This window comes from Bacillus sp. ISL-46, assembly GCF_018613205.1.
The window spans coordinates 181624-207477 of sequence record NZ_JAGGQR010000011.1 but is presented as its reverse complement, the minus strand read 5'-3'; the positions used below and the strand labels follow the sequence as shown (position 1 = coordinate 207477).

Here is a 25854-nt window from a genome sequence, read left to right as displayed (position 1 = left end):
TATGGAAAACTCACCGAATGAAGTTAACCTACATAAGATGGTGAAGTGATATATAGAAAAGGAATTCTTAGTAGGATTTTTAAAAAGAAGAAGGTGAATGTTTTCATGCTGACAGGGATGCAGATTGCCGTGATTGGCGGGGATGCCAGACAGCTGGAAATCATCCGTAAGTTAACTGAATTAGATGCGAGATTATCGCTTATTGGTTTTGAACAGCTTGATCATGCTTTTACAGGTGCAGTCAAGGAAAAGCTGGATGAGGTGGATTTTTCAACAGTGGATACCCTGATCTTGCCAGTGCCTGGTACAAATTTAGAAGGGCAGGTAGAAACAATCTTTTCAAATGAAAAGGTTATTTTGACAGGGGATTTACTCTCTAAGACTCCAGAACATTGTACGATTTATTCAGGAATCAGCAATGCTTATTTAAATGGGATTACCAAGCAAGCTAAACGGACTCTTATTCAGTTATTTGAAAGGGATGATGTGGCCATCTATAATTCAATCCCTACAGTAGAAGGGACGATTATGATGGCGATCCAACACACTGATTTTACAATACATGGGTCGAATATTACGGTTCTAGGGTTAGGCAGAGTTGGTATGAGTGTGGCGAGAACATTTGCAGCCCTTGGAGCAAAAGTTAAGGTAGGGGCTAGGAAAAGTGAACATTTGGCAAGAATCACTGAAATGGGCTTAACACCGTTTCATTTGAAGGATTTGGAAAATGAAGTAAAGAATACTGATATTTTAATTAACACAGCACCACATTTAATCGTAACAGCGATGGTTATTTCTAAAATGCCATCACATACGCTCATTATTGACCTTGCATCAAAGCCGGGAGGAACTGATTTTAGATATGCGGAGAAAAGGGGAATAAAAGCATTGCTTGCCCCGGGATTGCCAGGGATTGTTGCACCAAAAACAGCCGGCAAAATTCTGGCAAATGTTCTTGCTCAACTGCTCCAAGATGATTTACGAAAGCGAAAGGGGAAAGTGAAATGAGTTTAAAGGGTAAAAGAATTGGCTTTGGCTTAACTGGCTCTCATTGTACGTACGATGCAGTATTCCCTGAAATAGAAAAATTAGTTCAAGCCGGTGCTGAAGTAATGCCAGTGGTAACTTTTACAGTTAAAAATACAGACACCCGGTTTGGTAAAGGCGAGGATTGGATCCAGCGAATTGAAGATTTAACAGGAAATAAAGTCATTGATTCGATCGTCAAAGCCGAGCCGCTGGGACCCAAAATCCCTCTTGATTGTATGGTCATTGCTCCATTAACTGGTGTATCAATGAGTAAATTTGCCAACGCAATGAACGATAGTCCAGTATTAATGGCTGCGAAAGCAACATTGAGAAATTTAAAGCCCGTTGTACTCGGAATTTCGACTAACGATGCACTTGGATTAAATGGAGTAAACTTAATGAGGCTAATGGCAACAAAGAATATTTATTTTATTCCCTATGGCCAGGATGACCCAATAAAAAAGCCAAATTCAATGGTAGCAAGAATGACGTTACTCACAGAAACAGTCGTAGCTGCGATCGAAGGGAAACAAATTCAACCAGTGTTAGTAGAAAGATATAAAGATTCTGACTAATTATCCCCCCTCATTCATCAAAAAAGGTTATTTCTTTAAAGGAATATGGTAAAATAAATTATTCTATCATCAGTGGGGAGTTTCATTACCCACTGATGAGATAATAAAAAATATGAATAACATGCTGGCAGCTATATAAAGGCCAATTCCTTTTTGAAATATAATGACCAGCTAGTATGGAAGGGGAACTTGTAATGAATCAACAAAATGGATATCACGTTGCTGTTGTTGGAGCAACAGGAGCAGTAGGACAACAAATGATTCACACTTTAATAAAAGAGAACTTCCCAATCAGAAAACTTACTTTATTATCATCCGCACGTTCAGCTGGTAAAAAAGTGGAGGTTAATGGTCAGGAATATATCATTGAAGAAGCAAAGCCTGAGAGTTTTGAAGGGGTCGAGATTGCCTTATTCAGTGCGGGCGGGAGTGTATCAAAGGAACTAGGTCCAGAAGCTGTTAAACGTGGTGCTATCGTTGTGGACAACACTAGCGCTTTTAGAATGGATGAGAATACACCATTAGTCGTTCCTGAAGTGAACGAAGCGGACCTTCACCATCAAAATGGTATTATTGCTAATCCCAATTGTTCAACCATCCAAATGGTTGTAGCACTTGAGCCAATCCGTCAACAATTTGGTTTGAAAAAAGTTATTGTTTCAACATATCAAGCTGTTTCAGGATCTGGTGCCGCTGCAGTCGAGGAATTAATGGAACAAACTCGTTCAATCCTAAACGGTGAAGCATATGAGCCTAAGATTTTACCTGTCAAATCAGATAAAAATCACTATCAAATTGCTTTTAATGCGATTCCACAAATTGATAAATTTCAAGACAATGGATATACATTTGAAGAAATGAAAATGATTAATGAAACAAAAAAAATCATGCACTTACCAGAATTACAGGTTTCCGCTACTTGTGTAAGACTACCAGTAGCAGTAGGTCATTCTGAATCTGTTTATTTTGAAATTGAAGCGGATGACATAAGTGCGAATGACATTAAAGCATTATTAAAAGATGCCCCCGGTGTTATTTTGCAGGATGATCCGGAAAATCAACTATATCCTATGCCTGCGAATTGCGTTGGGAAAAATGATGTATTTGTTGGACGGATTAGAAAAGACATTGATGAGCCTCGTGGTTTCCATATGTGGGTGGTTTCTGATAACTTACTCAAAGGAGCAGCTTGGAATTCTGTTCAAATCGCAGAAAGTTTAGTTAAATTAGGTATTGTAAAATAAAGTTACATCAAAAAGGCAGGTTTTGGTGTCACCATGAAAATTATTGTTCAAAAATTTGGCGGTACATCTGTAAGAGATCAAAAAGGTAGGAAATATGCGGAAGGCCATATCGAGAAAGCTTTAGCTGATGGCTATAAAGTGGTTGTCGTTGTCAGTGCGATGGGAAGAAAAGGTGACCCTTATGCTACGGACACATTACTTTCATTAATCGATGGGAACTTAAGCAAAATCTCAAAACGGGAACACGACTTATTATTGTCCTGCGGTGAGATTATTTCTAGTGTCGTTTTTGTAAGTATGTTATTGGAAAAGGGTATTAATGCTGTTGCATTAACTGGCGCTCAAGCGGGATTCCGAACAAACAACGACCACACAAATGCAAAAATCAATGAAATGAAATGTGACAGGTTGCTAAGTGAGTTAGAGAAAAATGATGTTGTTGTGGTTGCCGGTTTTCAAGGAGCTGCAAAAAATGGCGATATTACCACAATTGGTCGTGGCGGAAGTGATACCTCAGCTGCAGCTTTAGGTGCTGCCCTTAATGCAGAATGGATAGATATTTTTACCGATGTGGAAGGAATTATGACAGCCGATCCACGCATTGCAGAAAATGCACGGCCACTTCCCATAGTAACTTACACAGAAGTGTGTAATATGGCTTATCAGGGTGCAAAGGTCATTCATCCACGAGCAGTTGAAATCGCAATGCAGGCAAAAGTACCCATTCGGATTCGCTCAACCTACTCAGATAATTTAGGAACCTTGGTAACCTCATTAAATAAAAATAATCGTGGCAGTGACATAAAGGAACGAGTTGTAACTGGAATCGCTCACGTTTCAAGTGTAACGCAAATAAAGGTATTCGCTAAAAAGGATCAATATTACTTGCAGGCAGAAGTATTTAAGGCGATGGCCAATGAAGGAATCAGTGTAGATTTTATCAATATTTCGCCAAACGGAGTAATTTATACAGTAACAGAGGAAATGACCGATCGAGCAATACAGGTTTTAAACGAATTAGGTCATGATCCTGTCGTAGAGCGTCATTGTGCAAAAGTTTCTGTTGTTGGTGCAGGGATTGCCGGAGTTCCTGGAGTTACTTCGAAAATCGTAACGGCCTTATCGGATCATGGAATTCGGATACTACAATCTGCAGATAGTCATACTACGATTTGGGTACTTGTAAAGCAGGAGGACTTGGTTAAATCCGTAAATGCCCTTCATGATGCTTTTCAATTAGAAGAAGAATCATTTGAATTTAATCTTTCAGATTTATAGATGATTTCACCAATTCAATGGTAAATCCTTATAATGAATTCGGAAGAGAAAATGAGTGTTTTTAGTATGCTGGATTGTATTGAGAGGAGTAAGAATATGGTTCATTTTGGGCGAGTATCGACGGCAATGGTTACCCCTTTTGATAAAAAAGGACATATTGATTTTGCCAAGACCACGCAATTAGTGAATTTTTTAATTGAAAATGGAACAGAGTCACTTGTGGTTGCTGGAACCACTGGTGAATCACCAACGTTAACTAAGGAAGAAAAGTTGGCATTATTTGATCATGTTGTAAAAACGGTAAAAAAGCGGATTCCCGTAATAGCAGGAACAGGAAGCAATAATACTTATGCATCTGTTGAATTGACAAAAAAAGCTGAGCAACTTGGCGTGGATGCTATAATGGTTGTCGCACCCTATTATAATAAACCAAATCAGGAAGGTCTATATCAGCATTTTAAAGCCGTTGCAGAAGCTACATCCCTGCCGGTTATGGTCTACAACATCCCTGGCCGGTCTGCAGTTAACATCCTTCCCGAGACGATCATTAGACTTTCTAAGTTAGCTAATATTGTTGCAGTCAAAGAGGCAAGCGGGGATTTAAATGCAATGACACACATCATTGCCAATACGGATGATGATTTTGTATTATATAGTGGGGACGATAGCCTGACAATCCCTGTTCTTTCCATTGGCGGTGCAGGCGTTGTTTCGGTTGCTTCACATGTGATTGGAAATCAATTGCAAGAAATGGTAAAAGCATTCTTTAATGGTGAGAATGAAAAGGCTGCAAAATTGCATCAGCATCTCCTCCCTTTCATGCAAGGTTTATTTACTGCTTCTAGTCCTGCGCCTGTTAAAACAGCCTTACAGGTAACTGGATTAGACGTTGGATCAGTAAGGCTTCCTCTCGTAGGGCTAACAGAACAAGAACGTGCAGCGTTAATTACTTTATTAAATAAGGTATAATGACTACCTAAAGCCAACCGAAGGATCATTCGGTTGGCTTATTTTTGTTTAGAATTAGCATAATTATTATAAATGTTGGAAAGGTTTTCAGAAATCTAGTATAATAACTCTAACTGATCTCGATCGGAAATTAAAAAGCGGAAGCGCATGTTAACGGCGTATACTCGTTTCAACTTAGGAGGATTTACAATTTGGTACAGAAAATAAATAATTCCATTAAGTTAATTACACTTGGTGGTATAGGAGAAATCGGAAAGAATATGTATCTTGTTGAGGTGGACAAGGACATATTTATCATAGATGCCGGCTTAATGTTCCCCGAGGAAGAAATGCTTGGCATAGATATAGTAATTCCGGATATTACATACTTAAAAGAAAATAAAGACCGGGTAAAAGCAATTTTCTTAACTCATGGCCATGAAGATCATATAGGGGCTTTATCGTATGTACTTCGTCAATTAGATGTCCCTGTCTATGGAACCAAGCTAACACTTGCCCTTGCAAATGCTAAACTTAAAGAACAAGATTATTTTGGTAAAACAAATTTTATTGAGGTGGATTCGGATACGATTATTAACTTGGATGCTGTTGATGTAAGCTTCTTTAAAACCAATCATAGTATCCCTGATTCTGTTGGTGTTTGTATACATACCTCTGAAGGGATCATCGTTTATACTGGTGATTTTAAATTTGATCAAGCGGCTACAAAGCTTTATAAACCAGAAATTGGGAAGATGGCATCCATCGGAGAACAAGGGGTATTATGTTTGTTGTCTGATAGTACAGAAGCAGAAAAGCCGGGGTACACCGCATCTGAAGCAATTGTTGAGCGTGAAATGTCAAATGCTTTCTATAATGCACCGGGGAGGATTATTGCTGCTTGTTTTGCTTCAGATATAAATAGAATCCAGCATATTTTTAATGCAGCAAATGAGAATGGACGTAAAGTCGCAGTGGTAGGGAAAAGTCTAGAGAGAATTTATCATATTGCCCTTGATTTAGGATATTTAGAAGTAGCAGAGGATTTAATCATTCCTATTAGTGAGATAAAAAATTATCAAGACCGAGAAATAGTCGTATTAATGACTGGAAGTCAGGGTGAACCTATAGAGGCATTGCAGAAAATGGCAAAGCAAATTGATAAAGTGATTAATATTCAAAAAGGAGATACCGTTTTAATCGCTGCTTCACCTCTTAGGGGGAGTGAAGTATTTTTATTCAAGACTGTTGATATGCTCTTTAGAGCCGGGGCAAATGTTATATCAGGTAAAAGAACCATCCATGTATCGAGTCATGGAAGCCAAGAAGAATTAAAATTTATGATTAACTTGATGAAGCCCAAATATTTAATACCTGTTCACGGTGAATACCGGATGCTAAAAGCTCACCGAAAATTGGCTATGGAATGTGGACTTACCGATGAAGAAATCTTAATTCCAGACCGTGGTGATATCCTTGAAATGAAAGACGGGAAGCTTGCCCTTGCTGGAAAGGTTCCATCTGGGAATATACTAATTGATGGAATTGGTGTTGGTGATGTTGGAAATATAGTCCTTCGCGACCGAAGACTTTTATCGCAGGATGGAATTCTTATTGTGGTAGTGACCTTAACAAAACAAGATCGGAAAATAGCTGCAGGACCGGAGATTATCTCAAGAGGCTTTGTTTATGTTCGTGAATCCGAAAAATTGATGGATGATTCAACAAATCTAGTTCGAGACATTGTAGAAAGAAATATTGCAAAAGATTCCTTTGAATGGTCAAGTTTAAAGCAGGATATTAGAGAAGAATTAAACCGAAATTTATATGAAAAAACAAAAAGAAGACCAATGATTCTTCCAATAATTATGGAAATCTAAAAAGCTAACCTAAATATCATAAATGGTATATTACTCTTATTAAAAAGCACTGGGGATCCAGTGCTTTTTATTTTAAGCATGAAATTACCTCCTACAGGTAAATACTAAACAATATCATGCTTGAAGGGAGTATTAGGATGAATAACGACATACAAAAAATTGAATCTGAAAACCAAGAAGGCGGGGAGCCTCAAAAAGAGGAAAAACCTTCTTCTGCATTGATAGAAAAGATTCAGCAGCTAGGACAAACCAATGTTCCACAGCTTTCAACTGATTCTAAAATTCATTGTCTGACCATTATCGGTCAAGTTGAAGGACATCTAGCACTGCCGCCACAAAATAAAACAACAAAATATGAACATTTAATTCCTCAACTCGTTGCAATAGAACAAAATCCAAAAATTGAGGGGGTCCTTATTATTTTAAATACGGTTGGCGGCGATGTCGAGGCGGGTCTAGCAATATCCGAAATGCTAGCGACCATATCAAAGCCGACTGTTTCAATTGTATTAGGAGGAGGGCATTCAATAGGGGTCCCAATTGCTGTTTCCTGTGACTACTCCTTTATTGCGGAAACCGCAACAATGACGATCCATCCGATCCGATTGACTGGTCTAGTGATAGGCGTTCCAGCAACTTTTGAATATATGGATAAAATGCAAGAGCGGGTTGTCAAATTTGTAACAAAGCATTCCAAAATTACCGAAGAAACATTTAAAGATTTAATGTTTGCTAAAGGTAATTTAACCAGAGATATAGGTACCAATGTCATTGGGGTTGATGCTGTAAAAACAGGTCTCATCGATGAAGTTGGCGGACTTGGGCAGGCAATGAAAAAGTTAAATGAATTGATAGATCTTCATAAAGAAAAGAATGAAGTGTTGATTCAATGATTCTTTATACCATGATGCCACCAGAACTCATTTTTCCATATGAGGCCAATTCACCTAGCAATCAACAAATGGCAAGCTATCAAGGAATTCCACTCTTAGTCGAGTCTATAGATGGTCAAAATGTTCAAATTATCCGAATTCTGAGCACGGATCCACAGCATTATATGGATAATCAAATATGCCCAGGCGCAAAAATTTCTTTCGCGAGCCTGGAAGGATTGTCCGCATTGCAATAGTAGATTATGGTATAATCAGTGTAAGATACAAGAGCAGCCTGAATGGCTGCTTTCTTCCTTTTAACTCCTTTTATCTTAGGATGTAATATAAAAAAGGATTAAATATACCATAATGAAACAACAAGGTGATTAGATGGCAAAGAAAAAAAGAAGACAACCAAAAAAGAGAGATAACCATTTGAAAAAGACCGTTCAATTTGAATTATCCGCACTGGCTCTTTTAGCTATTGCGATCATATCAATAGCAAAGCTTGGTGCAGTTGGGAAGGCCACCGTTATCTTCTTCCGTTTTTGGATGGGAGAATGGTATATGCTCAGTTTAATTGGGCTTGTTGTGTTAAGCGTTTATTTGATGTGGAAACGGACTATTCCTTTTTTCTTCCATATTAAATTGGTTGGAAGTTATTTTATAACTTCTGCTATTCTGCTTTTGAGCCATGTCACCCTATTTCATTTGCTAACCAATGATGGGAAATTTAAAGATCCTAGTGTTATCAGCAATACATGGGAATTGTTTATGATGGAACTTAGAGGTGAAACAAGCACCACCGATCTTGGCGGGGGAATGCTTGGAGCAGTTTTATTTGCCTTATTCCATTATTTATTCGCTGAAACAGGTACGAAAATTATTGCATTTATTTTTATTTTAATTGGAATTATCTTACTTACCGGTAAATCATTTGGAGATTTCATCGGGAAAATCATGATTGTGATGGTTGATTTTTCAAAAAGTCAATGGGATGCCTTTAAAACGGATATGACAGATTGGAAACAAAAGCAACGAGAGCGAAAAGCAGAGAGAATCGCACAGAGAAGAAAAGAGCAGGAAAACCGTGAACAAAATCAGCCTGTCTTAAATGCAGAAACTCAACCACTCCAAGAGGAAATTAGAACATCTGAGCCAATTATATCAAGTTTTGCCGATAGGGCATATGTGGAAGAAGATGCACAGGATAAGAATCACCAAGAAGAAACAAAGGATGGAAAAGGAACTTCTGAAGAAAATGAGGATAGTATCCCGCCGATCACCTTTACGGAAGTAGAGAATATTGACTATGAGCTGCCACCACTTCGATTGCTCAATTTGCCAAAGAAAACAGATCAGAGTGGAGAATATGAACAAATTCATGCAAATGCGGCAAAACTAGAGAGGACATTTCAAAGCTTTGGCGTGAAAGCACGAGTAACACAGGTGCATTTAGGACCAGCTGTAACAAAATATGAAGTTCATCCTGACGTAGGTGTAAAGGTAAGTAAAATTGTCAGTTTAAGTGATGACTTAGCCTTAGCACTAGCTGCTAAGGGGATAAGAATTGAAGCGCCAATTCCTGGTAAATCCGCAATTGGAATTGAAGTTCCTAACTCGGAGGTTGCTGTAGTTTCGCTTCGCGAGGTATTAGAAGCAACACAAAATGACAAGCCTGACTCCAAGCTTTTAATTGGCTTAGGCCGGGACATTACAGGTGAAGCTGTTTTAGCTGAATTAAATAAAATGCCCCATTTACTTGTTGCAGGTGCAACTGGAAGCGGAAAAAGTGTTTGTATAAATGGCATTATCACGAGTATTTTAATGCGAGCAAAGCCCCATGAAGTGAAACTAATGATGATTGACCCGAAAATGGTTGAACTCAATGTTTATAATGGAATTCCTCATTTGCTAGCACCTGTTGTAACTGATGCAAAAAAAGCATCACAAGCTTTGAAAAAAGTGGTAAATGAAATGGAAAGACGGTACGAATTGTTTTCCTACACGGGTACACGTAATATTGAGGGCTATAATGACCACGTAAGAAAGCATAATTTAGAGGAAAATGATAAACAGCCATTACTGCCCTTTATTGTGGTAATTGTTGATGAGTTGGCTGATTTAATGATGGTGGCCTCGTCGGATGTAGAAGATTCGATTACCCGCCTTGCTCAAATGGCGAGAGCAGCGGGAATTCACTTAATCATTGCCACTCAACGGCCATCCGTTGATGTAATTACTGGGGTAATAAAGGCAAATATTCCATCCAGAATTGCCTTTGCAGTGTCAAGTGCAACCGATTCAAGGACAATTTTAGATATGGGGGGTGCGGAAAAACTTTTGGGAAGAGGGGATATGTTGTTCCTTCCAGTTGGAGAATCCAAACCAGTTCGTGTTCAAGGTGCGTTTCTCTCAGACCAAGAAGTCGAGGACACGGTTGAATTTGTTATTTCCCAACAGAAAGCACAATACCAAGATGAGATGATCCCAGATGATATTCCTGAAGTAACAGGTGCGGTCGATGATGATATATATAATGATGCAGTTGAGTTAATTATTGACATGCAAACAGCATCTGTTTCCATGTTACAAAGACGGTTCCGTATTGGCTACACAAGGGCTGCAAGGTTAATTGATGAAATGGAAGCACGCGGTATCGTTGGTCCATATGAAGGCAGTAAGCCACGTGCTGTTTTACAGCCAAAACCTAAAGATAAAGAAGAACAAAGTTCATAATTGAATAAGAAGTTAGAATATAAAAGTATTAGTGAAAGACCGGAACAGGTTAATTAACTTCTATTTCACAGCCTTTATTATGTTGAAGTATACAACTCATAATAAAGGCTTTTTTCATACTATGAATAATGAGTCAAATAAAATAATAAAATAGTAGGAGGTTACAACAATATAGAACTAGATACTAAAGTCTCATCATAATAAATATAATACCTGCATATATCCCAAGGGATTTTAATTAGAAAATGGGTGAAAATTCTTAGTTATATTTGTGACATTACCTCGTAGCCTTTTTCGACAAATTTTTTAATAGCTATTTATTTATCCGAAAAAAAGTGTTAATATAATTTCGATTAGTAGAAATGATATCAGATGTCTGATGTCTAAGGAATAAGGCTGGAGGAAACAGCATGTCTATAAAATCAGATAACCGGCATTTATATTTACAAGTAATCGATCGGTTAAAGCAAGATATCGCTGATGGGGTATATAAAGAAAAAGAAAAATTACCTTCTGAGTTTGATCTTGCAAAACAGCTTGGTGTAAGCAGGGCCACCCTTCGTGAAGCATTGCGAATACTTGAAGAAGAAAACGTTATCATTAGACGCCACGGTGTTGGAACTTTTGTTAATGTTAAGCCATTGTTTACTTCAGGGATTGAACAACTTAATAGTGTCACTGCCATGATAAAGCAAGCTGGTATGATACCAGGAACAATTTTCCTTAGTTCATCAACGCAAGGTCCGACCGAAGAGGATGTTCGTCGTTTCTCTTGTTCTACAAGTGAGGAGATTTTCGTGATGGAGAGGGTAAGAACCGCAAATGGAGAACCGGTCGTCTACTGTGTCGACAAGGTACCAGAACGCATATTGCCAGAAACATTTTCCCATACAGAAGAATCTATCTTCAGTATTTTGGAAGATAAGGCAAACCGAAGGATTACATACGCGGTTGCTCAAATCGAGCCAATTGGCTATCATGAAAAAATTTCCCCAATTCTAGAATGCGAACCAGAAACTGCTTTGTTAGTTTTAAAACAAATGCATTTCGATGAAATGGATGAGCCAATCCTTTTTTCGGTAAACTATTTTAAAGCGGACAAGTTTAGTTTTCATGTTTTAAGGAAAAGAGTTTAATTTTTTATCCTTTTTGAAAACGCAACCAGTCTTGCTATAAAAACATTTTTACTAAATCAACAATATTCATAGGGGGTCAATACCATGAAGAAGCGTAAAATTGGAATGGCTTTATCACTAGTACTAGCTGCTGGTACACTTTTAGGGGCATGTGGAAAAAGTGATGATACAAGTAAAGAACCAGCTACAGGTGGAGAAAAGGCAAATAAATTCTCTGTAGCAATGGTAACTGATGTTGGTGGTGTTGATGACAAATCATTCAACCAATCTGCATGGGAAGGTCTTCAAAAGTTCGGTAAAGACAATGGCTTAACAAAAGGTAAAGGTGGATATGATTACCTTCAATCAAAATCTGATGCTGATTATTCTACTAACTTAAATACTCTTGCACGTCAAGATTTTGATTTAGTTTACGGAATTGGTTTCTTAATGCAAGCTGCTGTAGAAGAAATTGCGAAACAACAAAAAGATTCACACTTTGCTATTATTGATGCTGAAGTTAAACAACCAAACGTTGCAAGTGTTCTTTTCAAAGAGCAAGAAGCAGCATTCCTTGCTGGTGTAGCAGCTGCACTTCAAACAAAATCTAACCATATTGGATTCATCGGTGGGATGGAAATCCCAGTTATCGAACGTTTCGAAGCTGGCTTCTTAGCAGGCGTTAAAGCTGCAAAACCTGAAGTGAAAGTGGATGTTCAGTATGCAGGTGCATTTGATAAAGCAGAATTAGGTCAAAATATCTCATCTAAAATGTATTCTTCAGGTGCGGACGTAGTGTTCCATGCTGCTGGTGGTACTGGGAACGGTCTATTCAAAGAAGCAACTGACAGAAAAGCAAAAGATCCTAGTAAAGAAATTTGGGCTATCGGTGTAGACCGTGACCAAAACGACATGGGTCCAGATATTGTTCTTACATCTGCACTAAAACGTGTTGACGTAGCGGTACAGGATTTATCTAAAAAAGCAATGGATGGCAATTTCCCTGGTGGAGAAGTTGCATTATACGGTTTAGCTGAAGATGGGGTTGGCGTAGCGCCAATCAACGCAAAAGCAGATAAAAAAGATGCGATTGAAGCTGCAGTAAAAGAATGGGTTGAAAAGATTAAATCAGGCGCAGTAAAAGTTCCAGGAACTCGTGCTGAATTAAAGACTTTTAGTGTAAAATAATTTTTGTGAGGAATAAGCGGGATTTAACTAGTGCTCGCTTATTCCTTTCTAATGAATCCTAACTGAAGAGTAGAATAAATATTCTACTTTTCATTTAAGATTTAAGTGGGGAGGAATTCCCTGTTTTTTTAAAATTCGGAAAGGTCTGACCTCTTACTACTGTTGGTCAATTTTTCCTTTTACCTTATCACAGGGAGTGAGAAAAGATGGAATATGTAATTGAAATGCTTAACATCCGTAAAGAGTTTAATGGCTTCGTTGCGAATGATAACATAACCCTTCAATTAAAAAAGGGTGAAATCCATGCCTTGCTTGGAGAAAATGGTGCAGGTAAATCAACCTTGATGAATGTTCTCTTTGGATTATATCAGCCAGAACAAGGTGAAATCCGTGTAAAAGGGAAACCGGTTAACATTGCAAATCCTAATATCGCTAATGATCTTGGAATTGGAATGGTCCATCAGCACTTTATGTTGGTTGATACCTTCACTGTCACTGAAAATATTATCCTTGGTAGAGAAATAACCTCAGCTGGTCGAATTGATCTTAAAAAGGCTGAACAACAAGTTCGTGAAATTTCAGAGCGCTATGGTCTAGCGGTTGACCCGCAAGCAAAAATATCCGATATTTCAGTGGGGATGCAGCAACGGGTTGAAATCTTAAAAACACTCTATCGTGGGGCAGAAATTCTTATTTTTGATGAACCTACAGCCGTATTAACACCACAAGAGATTAAAGAATTAATACAAATTATGAAAACGCTTATAAAAGAAGGCAAATCTATTATTCTCATTACCCATAAACTTAAAGAGATTATGGAAGTTTCTGACCGTTGTACCGTTATTCGTAAAGGTAAGGGGATTGGAACTGTAACCGTTAGCGAAACAAACCCTAATGAACTTGCGAGCTTAATGGTTGGACGTGAGGTTGTCTTTAAAACGGATAAAAAGGAAGCAACCCCAAAACAAGAAGTACTTGAAATCAAGGATTTGGTTGTTAAAGACCCTCGTGGTGTTATGGTTGTTAATGGTCTTAATCTTTCTATCCGTGCTGGGGAGATTGTCGGAATCGCTGGAGTCGATGGAAATGGACAATCTGAATTTATTGAAGCAATTACAGGATTACGTAAAGCTGAAAGTGGCAGTGTAAAATTAAATGGCAAAGAATTGATCAATCATACTCCAAGGCAAATTACTGAATCTGGCGTAGGTCATATTCCTCAGGATCGTCACAAGCACGGGTTAGTATTAAATTTCCCAATTGGAGAGAACATGGTTTTACAAACGTATAATAAAAAGCCATTCTCAAAGAACGGAATCTTAAACTTTAGTGAAATATATAAAAAGGCTAAATCGCTAATAAGTGAGTTTGATGTTCGCACACCAAGTGAATACACTTTGGCACGTGCCCTTTCTGGTGGTAATCAACAAAAGGCGATTATTGGACGTGAAATAGACCGTAACCCTGACCTACTCATTGCGGCACAGCCAACTCGCGGTTTGGATGTTGGGGCAATAGAATTCATTCATAAGCGCTTAATCGAGCAGCGCGATAATGGGAAAGGTGTCTTGCTTGTATCCTTTGAATTGGATGAAATTATGAATGTTAGTGACCGTATTGCGGTTATTTATGAGGGGAAAATCGTGGCTGTTGTTAATCCAAAGGAAACGACTGAGCAGGAACTCGGATTGTTGATGGCTGGATCGAATAGAAAGGAAGCGGGTGAACAAAACCATGTCTAAACGGTTTAAAAGTATTTTAACACCAATTATTGCTGTTTTATTAGGCATCATTGTTGGAACAATTATCATGTTATTTAGTGGGTACAATCCAATTGCGGCCTTTACGGCACTATGGAATGGCGCATTTGGAGATATCTATTATATCGGGGAAGTAGTAAGACAGTTTACCCCATATATTTTAGCCGGATTAGCTGTTGCTTTTGCTTTCCGAGTGGGCTTATTTAATATCGGGGTTGAGGGGCAATTCTTAGTAGGCTGGCTTGCAGCGGTTTGGGTAGGGGTAGCTTTTGACCTGCCACGTATTATTCATTTACCACTTGCTATCTTAGCGTCCATAGTTGCAGGTGCGCTTTGGGCATTTATTCCTGGTCTATTAAAAGCACGTTTTCGTGTGCATGAAGTAATTGTAACCATTATGATGAACTATGTAGCCTTACATGTATCGAATTATCTTATTCGTAATGTAATCACAGATCATGGGGACAATTCAGGTCCTATTCATAAATCAGCAACATTACGATCTGGCTGGTTAGAAAGTCTAACTGACTATTCTAGACTTCACTGGGGTATTATTCTTGCTATTATATCTTGCTTTATAATGTGGTTTTTATTAGAAAGAACAACAAGAGGGTTTGAATTAAGGTCAGTAGGTTTTAATCAACATGCCGCACAATATGCGGGCATGAACGTTAATAGAAATATTATCCTTTCAATGGTTATTTCAGGAGCCTTTGCTGGCTTAGCTGGTGCTATGGAAGGACTAGGAACATTCGAATATGCCGCTGTTAAGGGTGGATTCTCAGGCGTTGGTTTCGACGGAATTGCTGTTGCATTACTAGGTGGTAATACTGCTCTAGGTGTATTTTTCTCAGCGATACTATTTGGTGTTCTAAAAGTAGGAGCACTAAACATGCCGCTTGAAGCTGGAGTACCAAATGAATTAGTTGATATCATTATTGCGTTAATCGTATTCTTTGTTGCATCAAGCTATATAATAAGAGTATTTCTTGACCGATTCAGTAAGAAGGAGGTGAAGTAAGTTGAGTTTAATGGATATTTTAATCATTCTTATTCCATCCACTTTATTATGGGCTGCTCCTCTTGTCTTCACTGCATTAGGCGGTATTTTCTCGGAGCGTTCTGGGGTAGTTAATATTGGACTTGAAGGTTTAATGGTAATTGGGGCATTTTCGGCGATCGTATTTAACTTAACTACATTTGATACATTTGGCAGTGCTACACCTTGGATAGCATTATTAATAGCAATGGCTGCAGGAGCGATCTTTTCCTTATTACACGCGGTTGCGGCAATTACCTTCCGGGCGGACCATACGGTTTCCGGTGTGGCAATTAACTTACTCGCAACAGGACTTACCCTTTTTCTTGTAAAGCTCATTTATGATAAAGGTGAAACTGGAATTATCAGTAAGGGGTTTAGCAAAATTGATATTCCTGTTTTAAAGGATATTCCTGTAATCGGTAAAATCTTCTTCCAAAATACGTATTGGACATCGTTTCTAGCAATTTTGGTTGCCATTTTAGTATGGTTTATTGTTACCAAAACACCATTTGGTCTCCGCCTCCGCTCAGTCGGTGAACATCCGATGGCGGCAGACACTATGGGTATAAATGTCACCAAAATGCGTTATTTGGGTGTCATCCTTTCCGGAGCTCTTGGTGGTCTCGGTGGTGGAGTTTATGCACAATCTATTACGTCTAACTTCAGCCACTCGACAATCAGTGGTCAAGGTTTCATGGCGTTAGCCGCAATGATTTTCGGTAAATGGCATCCACTTGGTGCATTAGGTGCTGCAATCTTCTTCGGTTTCGCGCAAAGTATCAGTATCATTGGATCAAGTTTACCTTTCTTAAAGGAAATTCCAAATGTATACTTGTTAATTGCTCCATATGTGTTAACCATATTAGCTTTAACTGGATTCATCGGTCGTGCCGATGCACCAAAAGCTAGTGGAACCCACTACATCAAAGGTAATCGATAATAGGTTGAAAAAAGAACCCTGAATTTTCTTTCAGAGGTTCTTTTTTTTGAAACAAAGAGTATTTGCTTGTAATGACCAAGCATGTCAAATTATAGTAATAAGTATAGGTTTTATTACAAAGGAAAAGATATAAAGATAAATGTTTACATATTGTTAAGTATGACCTTTGAACAGTTAAGGAGGAATGTAAATGGCCACTGCTACAGAAAAAATAACACCACTTAAGGGGTATAACTTACACTTTATACCAACAGAAAAATTTAAAACGAATACATTGATTTGGAAGATGAAAGCACCATTAACAAAGGAGGATGTCACCAAACGCGCTCTTCTCCCTCAAGTATTGCAAAGCAGCACTAAAAAGTATTCTACAACCACGGCACTCCGGTCGTATCTCGATGAGTTATATGGTGCCACCTTTTTTGTTGACCTCTCGAAAAAAGGTGAAAACCATATAATGAGTTTCTCGATCGAAATTGCCAATGAAAAATTCTTAAATGATCCAAGCCCATTATTAAAAAAAGGGTTTGAATTGTTAGCCGAAATATTAACCAATCCAAATATTAAGGGTAATGCATTTGACCATGATACTATAGAAAAAGAGAAGCGGACACAAAAACAAAGGATCCAATCAGTTTTTGACGATAAAATGCGCTACTCGAATGTCCGACTAATACAAGAAATGTGTAAAGGCGAACCTTATGCCTTAGAGGTAAATGGAGATGCAGCAGATGTAGATGCCATTACACCTGAGAATCTATATGAATATTATAAAAACGCTTTTTTAAATGACGAAATGGATTTATATATCATCGGGGATGTAAATGAAGAAGAGGTAAAGAATTATGCTGCTGAACTTTTACATTTTGAGGACAGAAAACCGAAAAAGTTAGTACCACAGGAAATAAACAGAAAAAGTCAGGTACAGGAAATAAAAGAAGAACAAGATGTAAAACAAGGTAAATTAAATATTGGTTATCGGACAAATATCGTCTATGGGGACCCAGAATATTTTGCCTTGCAGGTGTTTAATGGCATTTTTGGGGGGTTCTCGCATTCCAAATTATTTATTAATGTGCGGGAAAAAGCAAGCCTTGCTTATTATGCAGCGAGCCGTCTTGAAAGTCACAAAGGCCTGATGATGGTTATGTCAGGCATTGATTTAAAGAATTATGACCAGGCAGTTGGGATTATCCATGATCAATTAGAGGCAATGAAAAATGGTGATTTCACAGACCAAGAGCTCGCACAAACCAAGGCAGTGATTCAAAATCAAATTCTTGAGACGATAGACACTTCAAGAGGACTTACGGAAATTCTATATCATAACGTCGTGGCCGATGCAAATATTAATTTGGATACATGGCTTCAAGAAATGCAAAAGGTAACGAAAGAAGAAATTGTAGAAGTTGCAAAAAAAATTGAAATTGATACCATATACTTCTTAACTGGAACGGAGGCAGGCAAATAGATGGAGAAAATAACGTTTGACCAGCTTCAGGAAGAGCTTTATCATGAAAAACTAGCCAATGGACTAAATGTATATATCTTGCCTAAAAAGGGTTTTAATAAAACCTTTGCTACATTTACGACAAAATATGGTTCTGTTGATAATACATTTGTTCCATTAGGAAAAGAGGAGTATGTTAAAGTACCAGACGGCATAGCCCACTTTTTAGAACATAAGCTTTTTGAAAAGGAAGACGGTGATGTTTTCCAGCAATTTAGCCGTCAAGGGGCATCCGCAAATGCTTTTACCTCCTTTACACGGACTGCCTATTTATTTTCAAGCACCTCTGATGTTGAAAAGAACCTTGAAACACTCGTTGATTTTGTTCAGGATCCATATTTTTCTGAAAAAACGGTCGAAAAAGAAAAAGGGATTATTGGGCAAGAAATCACAATGTATGATGATAATGCAGATTGGCGCTTATACTTTGGATTAATCCAAAATCTATATCAGAACCATCCAGTTAAGATTGATATAGCAGGTACCATTGAGTCTATTTCACATATTACAAAAGATTGGCTATATGAATGCTATAACACCTTCTATCACCCGAGCAACATGCTGTTATTTATTGTTGGCCCAGTGGACCCCAACAGTTTCATGAACCAAGTGAAAGAAAATCAAGCAAAAAAAGAATACAAGGATATGCCTGAAATCAAGCGCAAATTTGAAGCAGAACCCCCACAAGCAGCTGAAAAGAAACAAGTGCTTGAAATGAATGTTCAAACGTCAAAATGCTTACTAGGTATTAAAGCAATTCATGTCGACCAAACAGGCGATGAATTGCTTAAAAATGAATTAACAATGAATGTATTACTGGATCTATTGTTTGGAAAAAGCTCAGAAAATTATAATCAATTGTATAATGAAGGATTAATTGATGAAACCTTTTCCTTTGATTACACGCAGGAACAAGGCTTTGGGTTTGCAATGATTGGCGGGGATACAGGTGAACCTGATAAGCTGGCTGAAACACTAGAAAAAATGCTTCTGAAGGCTAAAAGCCAAATGATCTTTGATGAAGAGCAATTGGAAAGAGCGAAAAGAAAGAAGATAGGTGCATTTCTACGAGCGATCAATTCACCTGAATATATCGCAAATCAATTTACTCGCTATGCATTTAATGATATGAATCTTTTTGATGTTGTTCCAACACTTGAAAAAATCACCTTAAACGATGTACAATCACTAGCATCTCAGGTGATCTCGGAAGAACGCTTTTCAGTTTGCCAAGTAGTTCCAAAGAAAAAATAGAAAAGTGAAAGCGTCGTAACACGGCGCTTTTTCTTCGTATAAATGTTTTTTTATTAGAGGGAGAGTGAAGAAATGAAATATGCACTGATCACTGGGGCAAGTGGTGGAATAGGACAAGCCATTGCGCTTAACCTCGCTGAAAAAGGCTATCATTTGTATCTGCATTATAATAAAAATCAACAATCGATTCGAGACCTAATCGAAAAACTGCTGCCATACGGTGGAGAGTATATTCCTATCCAAGCAGACTTTGGCGGCCCTAATGGTTATAAGAAAGTCTACTCTGAGGTTTTTTCGCTAGACGCCATCATCCATTGCGGTGGAACCAGTCAATATGGACTTCTTATTGATTTGCAACAGCCTGAAGCAGAGGCATTAATGAATGTTCACGTACTAAATCCATTAATGCTGACCAAAGAGCTCCTGCCGAAATTACTTGTTAAAGGTAAAGGGAACATTGTCGTGATTACATCCATTTGGGGTCAAACAGGTGCGGCCTGTGAAGTGGCCTATTCTACCGCAAAGGGTGCACAAATTGCCTTCGTAAAGGCATTAAGTAAAGAATTAGCATTGAATGGCATTCGCGTTAATGCGATCGCCCCTGGTGCGATCGCGACACCAATGATGGAAAGTTTTTCACAAGAAGAGGTGGACCAGATTTCTTATGAGATACCTATGGGAAGACTTGGTCAGCCAGAAGAAATAGCGAGGAGTGTCGCTTTCTTGCTCTCAGATGAATCTTCCTATATGACCGGGCAAGTCCTTTCGTTAAATGGTGGCTGGTATACATAAAATTCACAAGTTATTCATGTATAGTTCCCTTCACTTCATCGCAAAATAAACTTGTACTAATTTAAAGGAGGGAAAACAATGTCTGTTTTAGATAACTGGAAACAGTGGGAGGACTTTCTTGCTGATCGTCTTCACCATGCACAAAATGAAGGTATGAGTGAGGGAGCAGTTAGTAATCTTGCCTTTCAAATTGGTGATTATTTATCAAGCCAAGTAGAGCCAAAAAACGAGCAAGAAAGAATTCTTGCTGATCTTTGGTCTGTTGCTGATAAAGAAGAACAACAAGCTATTGCAAATATCATGGTTAAATTGATTCAAAATAATGGCGCCCGCTAAAAGAGAGGAGGTTTCTCCTCTCTTTTTGTATGTATAAATCTATAAACTCCATTAAAGAAACGAATATCTGTGTTTTTACTTTCATCTTCATCCAAAATCATTTATTATAGGGGTTAGATGAGGAAATGCAGAAAAGTGTCGAAACTTCTTTATAGGAGGTTTATATCGTGAAAAAAGAATGGTATTTAGAATATGAGATTCAAAAGAACCGTCCAGGGCTATTGGGTGACATTTCATCCCTATTGGGTATGCTTTCTATTAATATTGTGACGATTAATGGTGTGGATGAAGGAAGACGTGGTTTGCTCATTTTAGCAAAAGACGATGATCAAATTAAACGACTAGAGTCAATTTTACATACTATGGACACAATAAAACTAATTAAACTTAGGGAACCAAAACTGCGTGACAGGCTTGCAGTTAGACATGGCCGCTATATTCAAAGAGATGCTGATGATAAAAAAACCTTTCGCTTTGTAAGGAATGAACTTGGCTTATTAGTTGATTTTATGGCAGAATTATTTAAGCAGGAGGGACATAAACTGATTGGTATTCGTGGAATGCCACGGGTAGGTAAAACAGAATCATTAGTTGCAGCGAGTGTTTGTGCAAATAAACGTTGGTTATTTGTTTCATCGACACTGTTAAAACAAACAATCCGCAATCAATTAATTGAAGATGAGTACAACGAAAATAATCTATTTATTCTTGATGGAATAGTATCAACAAAACGAGCAAATGAACGTCATTGGCAGCTTGTCAGAGAAATCATGCGTCTGCCGTCAGTAAAAGTAATCGAGCACCCTGATGTCTTTGTACAAAACTCAGAATACACACTCGATGATTTTGATTATATTATTGAGCTTAGGAATGACGCGGAAGAAGAGATTACATATGAAGTCGTTGATCAGCATAACATGTTCTCGGGATCAGATTTTGGTGATTTTGATTTTTAATAAATTGGAAGGTGTTAACAGTTGACTGAATTAGGGAATCGACTAAAAGAAGCCCGATTAGCTAAAGGATTAAGCTTGGATGATGTCCAATCCATGACCAAAATTCAAAAGCGGTATTTAATTGGTATTGAAGAAGGTAATTATGCGAGCATGCCTGGAAATTTCTACGTGCGTGCATTTATTAAACAGTATGCAGAGGCTTTAAGCCTCAATCCTGATGAAATCTTTGAAACCTATAAAGGCGAAATTCCTGCTACCTATAATGATGACTTACCCCAGCAATTGTCTAGAGTGAAAACACACAAAACAATTACTGAAGGTAATTCCAAAATATTTGATATTCTGCCAAAGGTATTAATCGGTGTTTTTGTAATTGGGGCAGCAAGCCTTGTATATTACTTTATATCGAATCATGCTGCTGGAAATTCAAATGAATCAATTAGTAAGCAGAATGAACCCGTTAAAATTGTTACATCGAAGAATCTTGATAAAGAAAAAGCAGATGATAAAGATAATCAGAAAGTAAATGAGGAACAGAAGGATAATACAGTACAGGAAGAGGAACAAACAACGGTAGAAGAAACACCTAAACAAGAAATTACAGCAGTTCAAAGCAGCGGCAGGAATTCAACCTATGAATTAAAAAATGCAGATAAATTTATTGTGAAGTTGGTTTCTAAAGGTCAAACCTGGGTTAGTATTAAAAATGGGAAAGGGAAATCCTTTTTTCAAGGAACACTAAAAACAGGTTCAACTGAGAGCCAGACAGAAGATTTATCAGCAGAAAGTATGGCTGTGATCAGGGTTGGAAATGCTGCTGACACTGAAATTTATGTGAATGACCAAAAGCTTGAGTATGCAGTCCCAGCGACTGCGAATGTTCAGAACATAACGATTCAATATGTTCTGAAAGACGAATAGTCATCTGTAGATGACTATTTTTCACTTTTAATAAATAAACGGAGGAAAACTATGAATATTCCGAATAGAATAACGGTATCAAGAATATTATTAATTCCAATATTTTTGATTATTATGCTTGCTCCTTTTAAATGGGGCGACATGCAACTTCTTGGGGCCGTCCTTCCAGTTACCCATTTTGTCGGTGCATTGATCTTCATTTTAGCCTCTGCAACTGACTGGGTTGACGGACATTATGCCCGTAAATATAACCTTGTCACTAATATGGGGAAATTTCTTGACCCATTAGCTGACAAATTACTCGTATCGGCTGCACTTATCGTTTTAGTTGAACTGAATGATGTTTATGCACCTTCATGGTTAGTTATTATTATTATTAGCAGGGAGTTTGCAGTAACAGGTTTACGCCTCTTGCTTGCAGGGGAAGGCGAAGTTGTTGCGGCTAATATGCTCGGCAAAATTAAAACATGGGCGCAAATTGTCGCGATATCATCGCTTTTATTACATAATATAATTTTTGCAATGATACCATTCCGTTTTGATATAGTGTCATTATGGGTGGCTTTAATTTTTACTATCTGGTCTGGCTGGGATTATTTTGCAAAAAATAGTCATGTCCTTAAAAATTCAAAGTAAACTTAATTCTACTATGTTGTAAAGGAAGATGTATTGCTATGAATGCTGAGATTATTGCAGTTGGTTCGGAGTTATTGCTCGGTCAAATTGTGAATACGAATGCGAGATTTTTGTCTCAGCAATTAGCTGGGCTTGGTATTAATGTCTATTTTCATACAGTTGTTGGTGATAATCCTGACAGGCTAAAGTCTGCAATTGAAATAGCCCAAAAGCGTGCAGAGATTATAATATTTTCTGGCGGGCTTGGGCCTACAAAGGATGATTTGACGAAGGAAACGATTGCTCGTCAGCTTGGTAAAGAACTCGTTATCGATGAAACGGCGTTAGCATCGATTGAACTTTTTTTTAAGCGGACCAATCGGGTCATGACAGAAAATAATCGAAAGCAGGCACTCGTATTAGCAGGATCTCACATTCTCCCAAATGATCATGGGATGGCGCCGGGCATGGTTGTAGAATCCGGCGGTCATACGTATATGCTGCTGCCTGGCCCGCCAAAGGAAATGGAACCGATGTTTCTCCAGTATGGGTCCCAGGCTCTTTCTACAAGAAACAAGTCCAACGAGAAAATTGTCTCAAGGGTGTTAAGGTTTTTTGGAATTGGAGAAGCAGCTCTGGAAACAGAAATTATTGATTTAATTGATGCGCAAAGCAATCCAACGATAGCCCCGCTCGCGGGAGATGGGGAGGTTACTTTACGACTGACAGCAAAACATGTGGACGAAAATGCAGCACAGGCTATGCTGGATGAACTAGAAAAGACGATAAATCAGCGTCTTGGTGCATTTTTATATGGCTATGATAATACGTCACTTTTGATAGAAGTAATGAAATCTTTAAAAGAAAGAAACTTAACGATTACTGCCGCTGAGAGTTTAACAGGAGGACTATTCCAGCAAGAGTTAACATCAATTTCAGGTGCAAGTTCAGTGTTTTACGGTGGTGTAGTTTGTTATTCAAATGAAGTGAAACAAAAACTATTACATGTACAGGAAGAAACGCTTAAAACTCATGGTGCGGTAAGTGAACAATGTGCTAGAGAGCTGGCCGAAAATGCTTCAAAGGTATTTAAAACCGATATTGGGATTAGTTTTACGGGTGTTGCTGGTCCTGAAGAACTTGAAGGCAAGCCAGTTGGTGCAATTTATATAGGGATTGCAATTAAGGGAAGGCCGACAATTGTAGAAAAGATCACCCTTGGCGGAACAAGGGAAGCGAACCGAAGCCGTGCAGTGAAATTTGGCTGCTATTTTCTCATTCGAATTTTAAAAGAGTCACAGAATGCTAATTAGCGTTCTGTGACTTTTTTGAATAAACTAGGATTAGAAAAAAGTCTGACAATAGACGAAATTATCCTTTTCGGACTTCTAAAAATGCAAAATGATACAAAAGTCAGGGGGAATTTCCTTTTTTTACAACGATTTTGTTTTGAAAATAAACGAATGAATGTTCGTTTTTTAACTCGACAAATATCCGAAAAGCGGTTATATTATTAATAGGAATTAATTTAATAGATTATAGCAATTTGCTTGTGTTTATATAAGGGAGGAAAAGATTCGTGAGTAATGATCGTAAAGCGGCCTTAGAAATGGCGTTAAAGCAAATAGAAAAGCAATTTGGTAAAGGTTCTGTCATGAAAATGGGAGAGAAAACAGATACGAGGATTTTAACGAGTCCGAGTGGCTCGTTAGCACTTGATGCAGCACTTGGAGTGGGTGGATATCCTAGAGGGCGTATTATCGAAGTTTATGGTCCTGAGAGCTCAGGTAAAACTACGGTTGCTTTGCATGCGATTGCTGAAGTCCAAGCAAATGGCGGACAAGCAGCATTTATAGATGCTGAACATGCCCTTGACCCAGCGTATGCCCAAAAATTAGGTGTTAACATTGATGAGTTATTGCTATCACAGCCAGATACGGGTGAACAAGCGCTTGAAATCGCAGAAGCATTAGTACGAAGTGGTGCAATTGATATTATTGTAGTCGACTCAGTAGCAGCATTAGTTCCAAAAGCAGAAATTGAAGGCGAAATGGGAGATTCTCACATGGGCTTACAGGCTCGTTTGATGTCGCAAGCCCTACGTAAATTATCTGGAGCCATCAATAAATCGAAGACCATCGCCATCTTTATTAACCAAGTTCGCGAAAAAATTGGCGTTATGTTTGGAAACCCCGAGACAACACCAGGTGGACGTGCATTGAAATTCTATTCCACTGTCCGTATTGAAGTTCGTCGTGCAGAGGCGTTAAAGCAGGGAAATGATATTGTAGGTAATAAGACGAAGATAAAAATAGTTAAGAATAAAGTTGCTCCTCCTTTCCGTACGGCTGAAGTAGATATCATGTATGGTGAAGGGATTTCTAAAGAAGGCGAAATCATTGATCTAGGCGCAGAATTAGATATTGTTGAAAAGAGCGGGTCATGGTACTCCTATAATTCTGAAAGATTAGGTCAAGGCCGTGAAAATGCAAAGCTATACTTGAAGGAAAATCCAGATGTTCGCCTCGAAATTCAAGGGAAAATCCGTGAACATTATGGTTTAGATGGTGAAAAATTTGTCACTGAGAAAGACGATGATGAACAATTTGAATTAATAGACTAATGTAGATGAGCAAAGCTATTTATGGTTTTGCTCATTTTTTACATAATGTTATTTTTATACAAAGTTTTATTTGTTAAAATACAATGGATTTCAGCCTTTAGGATGAATAAATGATGTCCTATTCTAAATATTTCAAAAAGCCAATAGGACTAAGCCTTGACAATGAATATTCCCACCTTTACAATTAACATGTATATTTTACATTTTTGGTATTATTACAATTCGAAAAAAGCCTTG

At 38.1% G+C, this 25854-nt stretch carries 23 protein-coding genes; all 23 read left to right on the top strand.

Annotated features, from left to right (window positions below; all coding sequences use genetic code 11):
* The first annotated feature begins 105 nt into the window (after window positions 1-105).
* The 23 genes from dpaA (at window position 106) to recA (ending at window position 25617) form a co-directional block, all read left to right on the top strand.
* The gene (gene dpaA / locus J7E67_RS06010) at window positions 106-1008 is read left to right on the top strand and encodes a dipicolinic acid synthetase subunit A (protein ID WP_214714533.1); all 903 of its coding nucleotides are present in this window, start codon (window positions 106-108) and stop codon (window positions 1006-1008) included.
* Window positions 1005-1604, top strand: a complete 600-nt coding sequence (gene dpaB, locus J7E67_RS06005) for a dipicolinate synthase subunit B (RefSeq protein ID WP_214714516.1) — start codon at window positions 1005-1007, stop codon at window positions 1602-1604. Before dpaA ends, dpaB begins: the two co-directional genes overlap by 4 nt.
* A 194-nt stretch (window positions 1605-1798) precedes the next feature.
* A complete protein-coding gene (gene asd / locus J7E67_RS06000; protein ID WP_210427125.1) occupies window positions 1799-2848 on the top strand; it encodes an aspartate-semialdehyde dehydrogenase in 1050 nt (349 codons plus the stop codon).
* A 33-nt stretch (window positions 2849-2881) separates the two neighbouring features.
* Window positions 2882-4126 (top strand): aspartate kinase, encoded by a 1245-nt coding sequence (gene dapG, locus J7E67_RS05995; RefSeq protein ID WP_214731215.1) that lies wholly within the window; start codon window positions 2882-2884, stop codon window positions 4124-4126.
* Window positions 4127-4222: 96 nt separating this feature from the next.
* On the top strand, window positions 4223-5095 hold the full coding sequence (gene dapA, locus J7E67_RS05990; protein WP_214714512.1) for a 4-hydroxy-tetrahydrodipicolinate synthase: 873 nt from the start codon (window positions 4223-4225) through the stop codon (window positions 5093-5095).
* A 191-nt stretch (window positions 5096-5286) separates the two neighbouring features.
* Complete coding sequence (locus J7E67_RS05985) at window positions 5287-6954, top strand: ribonuclease J (protein ID WP_214714510.1); 1668 nt, start codon at window positions 5287-5289, stop codon at window positions 6952-6954.
* Window positions 6955-7091: 137 nt separating this feature from the next.
* Window positions 7092-7847, top strand: coding sequence for a ClpP family protease (locus J7E67_RS05980; RefSeq protein ID WP_214714509.1), 756 nt, complete (start codon window positions 7092-7094; stop codon window positions 7845-7847).
* Window positions 7844-8083: a YlzJ-like family protein gene (locus J7E67_RS05975; RefSeq protein ID WP_214714508.1), complete on the top strand. Its 240-nt coding sequence runs from the start codon at window positions 7844-7846 to the stop codon at window positions 8081-8083. The genes J7E67_RS05980 and J7E67_RS05975 overlap by 4 nt, the downstream gene beginning before the upstream one ends.
* 133 nt (window positions 8084-8216) lie before the next feature.
* Complete coding sequence (locus J7E67_RS05970) at window positions 8217-10565, top strand: DNA translocase FtsK (RefSeq protein ID WP_214714507.1); 2349 nt, start codon at window positions 8217-8219, stop codon at window positions 10563-10565.
* Between the two features lie 410 nt (window positions 10566-10975).
* Entirely contained in the window at window positions 10976-11701 is a 726-nt protein-coding gene (locus J7E67_RS05965; protein ID WP_214714505.1) for a GntR family transcriptional regulator, read from the top strand.
* Window positions 11702-11785: 84 nt separating this feature from the next.
* A complete protein-coding gene (locus J7E67_RS05960; protein WP_214714503.1) occupies window positions 11786-12868 on the top strand; it encodes a BMP family lipoprotein in 1083 nt (360 codons plus the stop codon).
* Between the two features lie 206 nt (window positions 12869-13074).
* Complete coding sequence (locus tag J7E67_RS05955) at window positions 13075-14610, top strand: ABC transporter ATP-binding protein (protein ID WP_214731213.1); 1536 nt, start codon at window positions 13075-13077, stop codon at window positions 14608-14610.
* On the top strand, window positions 14603-15649 hold the full coding sequence (locus tag J7E67_RS05950; RefSeq protein WP_214714499.1) for an ABC transporter permease: 1047 nt from the start codon (window positions 14603-14605) through the stop codon (window positions 15647-15649). The genes J7E67_RS05955 and J7E67_RS05950 overlap by 8 nt, the downstream gene beginning before the upstream one ends.
* A 1-nt stretch (window position 15650) precedes the next feature.
* A complete protein-coding gene (locus J7E67_RS05945; protein ID WP_088086413.1) occupies window positions 15651-16610 on the top strand; it encodes an ABC transporter permease in 960 nt (319 codons plus the stop codon).
* Between the two features lie 190 nt (window positions 16611-16800).
* A complete protein-coding gene (gene yfmF, locus J7E67_RS05940; RefSeq protein ID WP_214714497.1) occupies window positions 16801-18081 on the top strand; it encodes an EF-P 5-aminopentanol modification-associated protein YfmF in 1281 nt (426 codons plus the stop codon).
* A complete protein-coding gene (yfmH, locus tag J7E67_RS05935; protein ID WP_214714495.1) occupies window positions 18082-19374 on the top strand; it encodes an EF-P 5-aminopentanol modification-associated protein YfmH in 1293 nt (430 codons plus the stop codon).
* Window positions 19375-19446: 72 nt separating this feature from the next.
* Window positions 19447-20166 (top strand): elongation factor P 5-aminopentanone reductase, encoded by a 720-nt coding sequence (ymfI, locus tag J7E67_RS05930; protein ID WP_214714493.1) that lies wholly within the window; start codon window positions 19447-19449, stop codon window positions 20164-20166.
* Window positions 20167-20244: 78 nt separating this feature from the next.
* On the top strand, window positions 20245-20502 hold the full coding sequence (locus J7E67_RS05925) for a DUF3243 domain-containing protein (protein ID WP_214714491.1): 258 nt from the start codon (window positions 20245-20247) through the stop codon (window positions 20500-20502).
* A 164-nt stretch (window positions 20503-20666) separates the two neighbouring features.
* Entirely contained in the window at window positions 20667-21458 is a 792-nt protein-coding gene (locus J7E67_RS05920) for a DUF3388 domain-containing protein (protein ID WP_088086418.1), read from the top strand.
* Between the two features lie 21 nt (window positions 21459-21479).
* Entirely contained in the window at window positions 21480-22379 is a 900-nt protein-coding gene (locus J7E67_RS05915) for a helix-turn-helix domain-containing protein (RefSeq protein ID WP_214714489.1), read from the top strand.
* Window positions 22380-22430: 51 nt separating this feature from the next.
* Complete coding sequence (gene pgsA / locus J7E67_RS05910; protein ID WP_214714487.1) at window positions 22431-23015, top strand: CDP-diacylglycerol--glycerol-3-phosphate 3-phosphatidyltransferase; 585 nt, start codon at window positions 22431-22433, stop codon at window positions 23013-23015.
* Window positions 23016-23053: 38 nt separating this feature from the next.
* The gene (locus tag J7E67_RS05905) at window positions 23054-24307 is read left to right on the top strand and encodes a competence/damage-inducible protein A (RefSeq protein ID WP_214714485.1); all 1254 of its coding nucleotides are present in this window, start codon (window positions 23054-23056) and stop codon (window positions 24305-24307) included.
* Window positions 24308-24573: 266 nt separating this feature from the next.
* Window positions 24574-25617, top strand: coding sequence for a recombinase RecA (recA, locus tag J7E67_RS05900; RefSeq protein WP_088086422.1), 1044 nt, complete (start codon window positions 24574-24576; stop codon window positions 25615-25617).
* Window positions 25618-25854: the final 237 nt, after the last annotated feature.